The organism is Hymenobacter frigidus (assembly GCF_014640435.1).
GTDB classification, from domain to species: domain Bacteria; phylum Bacteroidota; class Bacteroidia; order Cytophagales; family Hymenobacteraceae; genus Hymenobacter; species Hymenobacter frigidus.
Genome location: NZ_BMGY01000049.1, coordinates 18144 through 28248 on the forward strand (window position 1 = coordinate 18144; position 10105 = coordinate 28248).

The 10105-nt window shown below is 59.1% G+C and carries 5 protein-coding genes and 1 pseudogene; all 6 read left to right on the forward strand.

Going from position 1 to position 10105, the window contains the following annotated elements:
- Nucleotides 1-272 precede the first annotated feature (272 nt).
- Entirely contained in the window at nt 273-1832 is a 1560-nt protein-coding gene (locus IEW17_RS17840; protein ID WP_188563421.1) for an alpha-N-arabinofuranosidase, read from the forward strand.
- A gap of 57 nt (nt 1833-1889) precedes the next feature.
- The gene (locus tag IEW17_RS17845) at nt 1890-3005 is read left to right on the forward strand and encodes an endo-1,4-beta-xylanase (protein WP_188563422.1); all 1116 of its coding nucleotides are present in this window, start codon (nt 1890-1892) and stop codon (nt 3003-3005) included.
- A 158-nt stretch (nt 3006-3163) separates the two neighbouring features.
- Nucleotides 3164-5761: a glycosyl hydrolase 115 family protein gene (locus tag IEW17_RS17850; protein WP_188563423.1), complete on the forward strand. Its 2598-nt coding sequence runs from the start codon at nt 3164-3166 to the stop codon at nt 5759-5761.
- A 114-nt stretch (nt 5762-5875) separates the two neighbouring features.
- A complete protein-coding gene (locus tag IEW17_RS17855) occupies nt 5876-8548 on the forward strand; it encodes a glycoside hydrolase family 3 C-terminal domain-containing protein (protein ID WP_188563424.1) in 2673 nt (890 codons plus the stop codon).
- 388 nt (nt 8549-8936) lie between these two features.
- Nucleotides 8937-9053, forward strand: coding sequence for a hypothetical protein (locus tag IEW17_RS21620; protein ID WP_505669441.1), 117 nt, complete (start codon nt 8937-8939; stop codon nt 9051-9053).
- A gap of 49 nt (nt 9054-9102) precedes the next feature.
- Nucleotides 9103-10044: pseudogene (locus IEW17_RS17860) on the forward strand (sodium:solute symporter family transporter); the annotation flags it as partial.
- Between the last annotated feature and the right edge of the window lie 61 nt (nt 10045-10105).

A 10105-nucleotide genomic window follows, 5' to 3' on the forward strand; every position in this document is an offset into this window, starting at 1 on the left:
GTTCAGCTGCCAAAAACAGAACCGGCCGGCCGCCAAGTGGTGGGAATAGCAAGGCGGCGGGCCGGGGATGTTTTGCCGACTGCGGCGGGCCTGCATCGCCCGCTTGCCAGCAGGCGGCAGCGGCGTTTCGGCACTAGCTCAGGGCCCGTTGGTGAGCGGGGCTTGGCTTGACGCAGGCACTGGCTGCCGGCGAGCCGGAACGCTGCTTTGCCGGCTGGAATGCCACACACTGGCTTATGGCCAGTATTTCACTCACCACTTCATGCCCTCTTATGAACTTTCCCATACACCTGGCTGCCCTGGCCACTTTAAGCTTGGCGGTTCCGTTTGCTAGCCCGGCCCAAACCGTGCAGATGACCGTGCAGGCCGGCGACCCCAAGCTGCAAATCAGCAAGCACATTTACGGGCACTTTGCCGAGCACCTGGGCCGTTGCATCTACGGCGGTTTTTGGGCCGATGAAGACTCGAAAGCCCCGCAGCAGGGGCGCATTCGGATGGACATTGTGGAGGCGCTCAAAAAAATAAAGGTGCCCAACCTGCGCTGGCCCGGCGGCTGCTTCGCCGACACCTACCACTGGCGCGACGGCGTGGGCCCCACCGCGCAGCGCCCCAAGATGCTAAACATGTGGTGGGGCAATAACTTGGAGGATAACAGCTTTGGTACGCACGAATTTCTGGAATTGTGCAACCTGCTCGGCACCGAACCCTACTTAGCGGCCAACGTGGGCAGCGGCACGGTGCAGGAAATGGCCGGCTGGATGGAATACCTCAACTCCAACGACGACACCCCACTGGTGCTGGAGCGCCGCAAAAACGGCCACCCCGAACCCTATAAAGTGACGTGGTGGGGCATCGGCAACGAAAGCTGGGGCTGCGGCGGCAACATGACCGCCGAATACTACACCGACGTGTACAAGCGCTATGCCACCTTCGCCCACAACTACCCGGCCTCGCCGGGGCTGAAGAAAATCGTGAGCGGTGCCAACGGTGACGACGCCCACTGGACGGAGACGTGCATGAAAAACATCCCGCTCAACCAGATGTGGGGCCTCACCCTGCACCAGTACACGCTGCCCACCGGCAGCTGGAGTGGCAGCAAAGGCAAGGCCACTGGTTTTGGCGAAGACATGTACTTCAGCACCCTGCGCAACTGCCTGAAAATGGAAGCCGTGGTGACCAAGCACGCGGCCATCATGGACAAGTACGACAAAGACAAAAAGGTGGCGCTGCTCGTGGACGAGTGGGGCGTGTGGACCGACGTGGAGCCCGGCACCAACCCCGGCTTCCTCTACCAGCAGAATTCGCTGCGCGACGCGCTGGTGGCCGGCACCACCCTGAACATCTTCAACAACCACTGCGACCGGGTGCGCGGCGCCAACCTGGCCCAGGCCGTGAACGTGCTGCAGGCCGTCATCCTGACGGAGAAGGACAAGATGCTGCTCACGCCCACGTACCATGTCTTTGACCTCTACCAGGTGCACCAGGACGCGCAGTACCTGCCGCTGCAGTTCAGCAGCCCGGACTACGCGTTTGGCAACGAGAAAATCCCGGCCCTGAACGCCTCCGCCTCGAAAGACGCCAAAGGCGCCGTGCACATTTCCCTGGTCAACCTGGACCCGAATAAAGCCCTCAAGCTGGAAACGACACTGGCCGGCGTGAGCTGGAAAAACGTGAGCGGGCGGATTTTAACCTCTGGCAAAATCAACGATTACAACACCTTCGACAAGCCCAATAACGTGAAGCTGGCCAGCTTCGGAGGGGCCAAAAGGCGTGGCGATAAGCTGGCCGTAGAGCTGCCGCCAAAGTCGGTGGTGATGCTGGAATTGCGCTAAGAATTCTTCGGGGTGGCTGTTGCTTGTGCCCGGCCGGCCGCTCATTCAGAACAATTTATGAAACCCCAGAAAGCACTCGTATACCTCACGCTTGCCGGCCTTGGCCTCGGTTTCGGACCGAAGGCAGACCGGCCATTGAAGGATGCCTTCAAGAAAGATTTTTACGTGGGAGCTGCTCTCAACTACCGCCAGATAAGCGGCCGGGATACTAAATCCACGGCCCTGATTAAGCAGCAGTTCAACACCATCAGTCCCGAAAACCTGCTGAAGTGGGAGGCCGTGCACCCGCAGCCCGACCAGTACAACTTCAAGCCCGCCGACGACTACGTGGCCTTCGGGCAGCAGAACAAGATGTTCACCATCGGCCACACCCTGATGTGGCACCAGCAAACGCCCAAGTGGGTGTTTGAAGACGCCGCCGGCAAACCCGCCAGCCGGGAACTGGTGCTGAAGCGGTTGGAAGAGCACATCAACACGGTGGTGGGGCGCTACAAGGGCAAAATTGCGGGATGGGACGTGGTAAACGAAGCCATCGACGACCAGCAAGGCGACCTGCGCAAAACCAAGTGGCTGGAAATTATCGGTGAGGATTTTGCCGCCAAGGCCTTTGAATACGCCCGCAAGGCCGACCCCAAAGCGGAACTCTACTACAACGACTACAGCCTCTACCGGCCCGAAAAGCGGGCGGGCGTCATCAAGCTGGTGAAGAGCCTGCAGGCCAAGGGCATCAAGGTAGATGCAATTGGCATGCAGGGTCATTACGGCCTCACCAAACCCAGCCTGGAGCAAGTAGAGGCCAGTATCGTGGCCTTCTCACAGTTGGGCTGCAAGGTCAACTTTACGGAGCTGGACATCGACGTGCTGCCCAACCCCAGCCGCCGCCAGGGCGCCGACATTGCCGAAACCTTCGCCGCCGATGCCAAATACAACGTGTACACCACCGGCCTGCCCGACTCGGTGCAGCAGCAGTTGACCAAGCGCTACGCCGACCTGTTTGCGCTGTTTCGCAAGCACCGCAACGTTATCGACCGCGTGACGCTGTGGGGCGTCACGGACGCGGATTCCTGGCTGAACGATTGGCCCATCAAGGGCCGCACGAGCTACCCCTTGCTGTTTGACCGCAATTACCAGCCGAAACCGGCGGTCCAGGCGGTGCTGCAAACGGCCAGGTAAGGGCTATTAATAATGGATTTTACGACAGCAACTGCCTAAAAAGGCTTTGCACAAGGTGGTAAAATCCCAACGTAGCGTGGACTCTGCGAGTCCGCGCCTTGATAGGCTAGGCAACACGTGGACTCGCCGGGTCCATGCTACATTATTCCTGACAAGCAATGAAAACCATATCCTTCCGCGTATTGCTGCTGCCCTTAGCCGTCCTGTTCGGTACCGTCAACGCGCTGGCCCAAACCACGCTTCCCGTTGGCGCCACCACTGTCTCAGCCAAGAAAAGTAAGGGCGACTTCACCCTAGCCGCGGCTGGCAAAGTCGCGCCCATCTACGCCAGCGCCGGCGATTGGCCCAGCGTGCTGCGCGCCGCCAAGGACCTACAGGCCGACGTGCAGCGCGTGACCAAAGTGTCGCCAGCCTTCGCCACCACCAAGCCGGCTGGGGCGGAGGTTGTGCTCATTGGCACCATCGGCAAAAGCCTGCTGATTGACCAGCTGATTAAAGACAAAAAGCTGGATGCAAAAGCCGTGGCCGGACGCTGGGAAACCTTTGTGCGGCAGGTGGTGGAAAAGCCCATGCCCGGCGTAGAGCGTGCCCTAGTCATTGCTGGTAGCGACAAGCGCGGGACGATTTACGGCATATACGACCTCTCGCAGCAGATTGGGGTATCGCCCTGGTACTGGTGGGCCGACGTGCCGGTAAAGCCGCAAAGCGCGCTCTACGTGGCCTCGGCCCGCTACACGCTGGGCGAGCCCAAGGTGAAGTACCGCGGTATTTTCATCAACGATGAAGCCCCGGCCTTGCAAGGCTGGTCGCAGGAGAAATTTGGGGGCGTGAACTCGAAGATGTACACCCACATGTTCGAGCTGATACTGCGGCTGAAGGGCAACTACTTGTGGCCAGCCATGTGGGGCAACATGTTCAACGTGGACGCCCCCCAGAACCCCGTGCTGGCCGATGAGTATGGCATTGTGATGGGCACCTCCCACCACGAGCCCCTGACCCGCGCCCACGAGGAGTGGAAGCACGCCGGCAAAGGCGCTTGGAACTACCAAACCAACGCGGCTGCCCTGCAGGAGTTCTGGCGCGGCGGCATGAAGCGTATGGGCACCCGTGAAAACATTGTGAGCGTGGGCATGCGCGGCGACGGCGACGAGCCCATGAGCGAGGGCAGCAACATTGCGCTGTTGGAAAAAATAGTGGCCGATCAGCGCAAAATCATTGCTGAAGAAACTGGTAAGCCCACCGAGCAAACGCCCCAGCTCTGGGCCCTCTACAAGGAAGTGCAGGACTACTATGACAAAGGCATGCGCGTGCCCGACGACGTGACCCTGCTGCTCTGCGACGACAACTGGGGCAACATCCGCAAGCTGCCCAAGCTCGGCGAGAAGCCCCGCAAGGGTGGCTATGGCATCTACTATCACTTCGACTACGTAGGCGGCCCGCGCAATTACAAATGGCTCAACACGAATCCGTTGCCGCGCATCTGGGAGCAGATGCACCTGGCCAAAGAGTATGGCGCCAACCAGATTTGGATTGTGAACGTGGGCGACCTCAAGCCCATGGAGCTACCCATCAGCTTCTTCCTCGACTATGCCTGGGACCCTGACCGCATCCCGGCCACCGGGGTGGCGGCCTACACCCAGCGCTGGGCCGCCCAGCAATTCGGCCCGGCTTACGCCACCGAACTTGGCGACATCTTGGCCAAATACGCCAAGTACAACGCCCGCCGCAAGCCCGAACTGCTAAGCCCGGAAACCTACAGCCTCACCAACTTCGGGGAGTGGGAAACTGTGGTGGCCGACTACAACCAGCTGCTGGCCCGCGCCGAGGCCATCAACCAGAAAGTGCCCGCCGCCAGCCGCGACGCCTACTATCAACTGGTGCTGCACCCCGTGCAGGCCAGCGCCAACCTCAACGAGTTGTATTACACCGTGGCGCTGAACCGCGACGCCGCGCAAAAAGGCCAGGCCACTACCAATGTCCTCGCCGAAAAGGCCAGAGCTCTGTTTGCAAAGGATGCGGAAATAAGGAACCGCTACCACGCTGTAGCCGGCGGCAAGTGGAACCACATGATGGACCAAACCCACATCGGTTACACCTATTGGCAGCAGCCACCCGTGGACAAGATGCCCGAAGTGCTGACTTTGCCGGCTGGTGCAGTGGTTGCAGGTACGGTATCTACCCCGGCTGCTATCACTCTTGCGCCCTATGTTTCCCTTGAAGCCGAGCACTATACCCAGGCTGTGAATGCTGGCCCCATCACCTGGCAGCGCCTGCCGGACCTGGGCCGAACGCTGGGTGCCGTAACGACTTTCCCCGTTACGGCCGCGTCCACCACACCTGGCGGCGGCAGCCCGCACTTGGAGTACCGCATTAGTCTGACTCAACCCGGGGCAATGACCGTAAGCGCCTACCTAGCTCCCACGCTGGATTTTACAAACACTTCCGGTCTTCGCTACGCCGTATCAATTGACGATGAAGCACCGCAGCTTATCAATCTGCACACAGGCCTGAATCCCGACAATGGTAATCGGCCCTGGGAGAAGGCAGTGGCCGACAACATCATCATCAAAACCTCGCAGCACAACGTTGCTACGGCCGGCATCCACGTCCTTAAATTCTGGCGCGTCGACCCTGGCGTTGTACTCGAAAAGTTAGTGGTCAGTCCTTCCTCCTTACCGGCCAGCTACCTCGGCCCACCCGCAAATTCCACAAGCAGAGGCAAAGAACGTTCTTCCAAGAGCTTAGGCCAACGCTAGAAGCGAGTTTGGTCATGGCTGGCACGGTAAACCAAGCCTACCGATGCAGTACGCGCCTGGCTTCCCTTGCGGACTCTCGCCTGTCCTCCGTTCCGTGCATTAACACCCCATTTTATGAAGTTGACTACTCTGGCCCTGGGCTTGGTGTTGCTTGTTACCAGCGGGACGAAACCTGCGTCCGCGCCGCGTCAAGCGGGCCCGTCTGCCGACTATCTTTTCCGCAATCCGGACCTGCCCATTGACCAGCGGGTCGATGACCTGGTGGGGCGCCTGACCCTGCCCGAAAAGGTGTCACAAATGCTCAATGCTTCGCCGGCTATCGACCGGTTGGGCATCCCGGCTTACAACTGGTGGAACGAGGCCCTGCACGGAGTCGCCCGCACGAGCCTGAAAACAACCGTTTTCCCGCAGGCCATTGGGATGGCCGCAACCTTTGACAAGGACGCCATGCTGACGATGGCCACCATCACCTCCGACGAGGCCCGGGCCGTGCACCAGGAGTTTGTGCGGCGGGGCGAGCGCGGCATTTACCAAGGCCTCACGTTTTGGACGCCCAACATCAACATCTTCCGGGACCCGCGCTGGGGCCGGGGGCAGGAAACCTACGGCGAAGACCCTTATCTGACCGGGCAGCTCGGCTCAGCGCTGGTGAAAGGCTTCCAGGGCGATGACCCCAAGTATTTAAAGATTACCGCCTGCGCCAAGCACTTTGCCGTGCACAGCGGCCCCGAGCCCTCGCGCCACGTGTTCAACGCCCAAATCAGTGACTACGACTTGTGGGACACTTACCTGCCGGCTTTCCGCGACCTGATTGTGGACGCCAAGGTGGCCAGCGTGATGTGCGCCTACAACGCCTACGCCGGGCAGCCCTGCTGCGGCAGCGACAAGCTCATGAACGAGATACTCTACAATAAGTGGAAGTTTAAGGGCTATGTGACCTCCGACTGCGACGGCATCAACGACTTCTGGCAGCACCACAAAACCGACCCCGACGCGGCCACGGCCGCTGCCAACGCCGTACTGCACGGCACTGACCTCGAGTGCGCAACCGGCAAGTTGTTTACCTACAATTCGTTGCTGGAGTCGGTGCAGAAGAAGCTCATGACCGAGCAGCAGCTCGATGTATCGGTGAAGCGGCTTTATAAAATTCGCTTCCAACTGGGCATGTTCGACCCGGTGGAGCGCGTTAAGTACGCCCAAATTCCGATGAGCGTGGTCGAAAGCGCCCCCCACCAGGCGCACGCTTTGAAGATGGCGCAGGAATCCATCGTGCTGTTGAAGAATAGCAACAACACGCTGCCGCTGCGCAAAAACCTAAAGAAAATTGCCATCCTCGGCCCTAACGCCGACAACGAAAGCGTGCAACTGGGAAACTACAATGGATTTGCCACCAGCATTGTGACGCCGCTGGAAGGCATTCGGGCCAAGGTAGGCAAGGGCACCGAGGTGGTGTACGTGCAAGGCGTGGACTACGCCAGCAACACCGTGTACGAGCCCCTGGACATCAACCAGCAGCTGTCGTACAACGGGCAGCCCGGCTTCCGGGCCGAATATTTCCACGGTCCCAACCTGGAAGGGCCCGCGGTGGTTACCCGCCAGGAGGCCGGCTTGGACCGCTATCTGGCCAACGTGAAGATGGAGATTGCGCCGGGCTTGCCTTCCGAGAACGTGTCGGCGCGCTACCTGGCCACCTTCACGCCAGCCGCTACCGAGGAACTGGCACTGCAAGTAACCGGCGACGACGGCTACCGCCTGTTCGTGGATGGCAAACGGGTGATTGATGCCTGGACCGGCCGCGGCGTTTCGACCCAGCAGCACGTGCTGAACGTGACCAAAGGGCAGAAGCTGGACCTCAGGCTGGAGTACTTCCAAACCGACCGCCGCACCATTCTCAAGTTCAGCGGCGCAAAAGTGGTGCCCATGAACGCGGCCAATATCCTGGCCAGGGTGCAGGACGCCGACGCCATCGTATTTGTGGGCGGCATTTCGCCCAAGCTTGAAGGCGAGGAGATGAACGTGAAAGTGCCTGGCTTCAGCGGAGGCGACCGCACCACCATTGGCTTGCCCGCCGTGCAAACCGACTTGCTTAAGGTACTGCACAGCACCGGCAAGCCCGTGGTATTTGCCCTGATGACGGGCAGTGCCATCGCCTTCCCCTGGGAGGCTGATAATTTACCCGCCATTCTCAACACCTGGTACGGCGGGCAAGCGGCCGGCACAGCGCTGGCCGACGTGCTGTTTGGCGATTATAACCCGGCCGGACGCCTGCCCGTGACCTTCTACAAGTCGGAAACCCAACTGCCTTCCTTTGACAACTACGACATGGAGGGCCGTACCTACCGCTACTTCACCGGCGAGCCCCTGTTTCCATTTGGTCACGGCCTGAGCTTCACCACCTTTAAATACAGTGATTTAAAGGTGCCGGCTAAAACCATTACGGGTAAACCCATTACCGTGAGTGTACGGGTAAAAAATACCGGGCAGCGAGCCGGCGATGAAGTAGTGCAGCTGTACGTGCGTCACGCCGGCGTGACGGGCCGGGTAGCGCGGCACGCCCTGGAAAGCTTTCGGCGCGTGAAGCTGGCCCCCGGAGAGCAGCAGACGGTGCAGTTCACCTTGTCGGTCCGTCAGCTCTCGCGGCTCGATGCGCTGGCCAGGCGCATCGAAGCTCCAGGAAAAGTGCAGCTCTTTGCCGGGGGCGGTCAGCCGTTGGCGGCTGACGTGGCAGCCGGCCGTGTGCTGAAAGCTGATATGGCCATAACTGGGCGGCAAGTGGTACTTGAGTAGGTCATATCGCATGTTTCAAGACTGGTAAGTCAGGCCGACGAAGAACGCGTAACTAACCGGTTTATATAGAATTTCTTTCTGCAATTATTTATGCGAATATGCTACTTGCTCTCAGGCAACGGCCAAGTGCTGTTATGCCATTTCACTATTCCGCCCCAGGGCGCGCTAGACGACTAGGTGTAGTTGGTGCAAGCGCACCGGGCCGCACCCGAGGGACCACGCGGTGAGTTTCCAATGCGCCGGTGTAAGCGCTAACCAGCGATGCGCCCGCAATCCGTTAGGTCCTGAAAGCGGGGACTAGCGGCTTGCAGCAGAATTCTAAGCTCAGCGAAAAGAAGTAGCGCTGGTCACGCTGTGCAAGCAGTAGTGGGGTAGTTGTCGTGAGCAGTTGCGTTACTACGCCACCAAAAACGGCAAGCACGCCGACAGCGGCCGCCAAGAATACCTCAAAAATCACATTAATCATTACTTCAGGCCCTCAGGAGAACGCGGACTAGTGATTTAGACTCTTCCCCAATTTATCCAGCGTTCCTTCCATTACGACTTCACCGCCCATGCAGCACCAGCTTTCGACGATAGATTACATCGTCTTCTTTGTTTACTTCCTGATAGTTTCCGGCTACGGCATCTGGATTTACCGCCGCGAAACTGGCCACGACGGCTCCCGCGAAGGTGACTCCAAGGACTATTTTCTGGCTGAAGGTTCGCTGACGTGGTGGGCCATTGGCTCCTCACTCATTGCCTCTAACATCTCGGCCGAGCAATTTGTGGGCATGTCGGGCTCGGGCTTTAAGATGGGGCTGGCCATCGCCACCTACGAATGGATGGCCGCGCTCACGCTCATTATTGTGGCCGTGTTCTTTATCCCAGTATACCTGAAGAACCGCATTGCCACCATGCCGCAGTTTCTGCACCAGCGCTACAATAGCACGGTGGCTATGATTATGGCTATTTTTTGGCTGTTGCTTTACGTGGTGGTGAACCTGACATCCATCCTCTACCTGGGCGCCATTGCGGTGAGTAGTATCTCAGGGCTGAATTTAGATTTTTGCCTCTACGCTTTGGCGGCCTTTGCCGTCCTCATCACCCTGGGCGGCATGAAGGTAATTGGTTTCACCGACGTGATTCAGGTTTTTTTCCTAATTCTCGGCGGTTTGGCCACCACTTACCTGGCGCTGAATATGGTAGCTACCCACTACGGGGAGACCGGGGCTATCAGTGGATTTTCGCTAATGACGACGCAGGTCAACGACCATTTTCACATGATTTTGGCTCGCGAAAACCCTAGCTACAGTGCCCTACCGGGCCTCACGGTGCTGCTTGGCGGCATGTGGATTGTGAACCTGAACTACTGGGGCTGCAACCAGTACATCACCCAGCGCGCCCTCGGGGCCGACCTGCCCACGGCCCGCTCGGGTCTGTTGTTTGCCGCATTCCTCAAGCTGCTCATGCCGGTGATTGTGGTGCTGCCCGGCATTGCCGCGTATGTACTTTACATGAACTGTGTTAAAAATTAAGGGGTGAGGGTGAGTTTTGAGCTAAAATCAGCTTGATAGG

What these genes read in the sequence shown, in the direction of transcription:
- IEW17_RS17845 (WP_188563422.1), top strand. Translation starts at nt 1,890, where the DNA reads ATGAAACCCCAGAAAGCACTCGTATACCTCACGCTTGCCGGCCTTGGC.
- IEW17_RS17850 (WP_188563423.1), top strand. Translation starts at nt 3,164, where the DNA reads ATGAAAACCATATCCTTCCGCGTATTGCTGCTGCCCTTAGCCGTCCTG.
- IEW17_RS17840 (WP_188563421.1), top strand. Translation starts at nt 273, where the DNA reads ATGAACTTTCCCATACACCTGGCTGCCCTGGCCACTTTAAGCTTGGCG.
- IEW17_RS17855 (WP_188563424.1), top strand. Translation starts at nt 5,876, where the DNA reads ATGAAGTTGACTACTCTGGCCCTGGGCTTGGTGTTGCTTGTTACCAGC.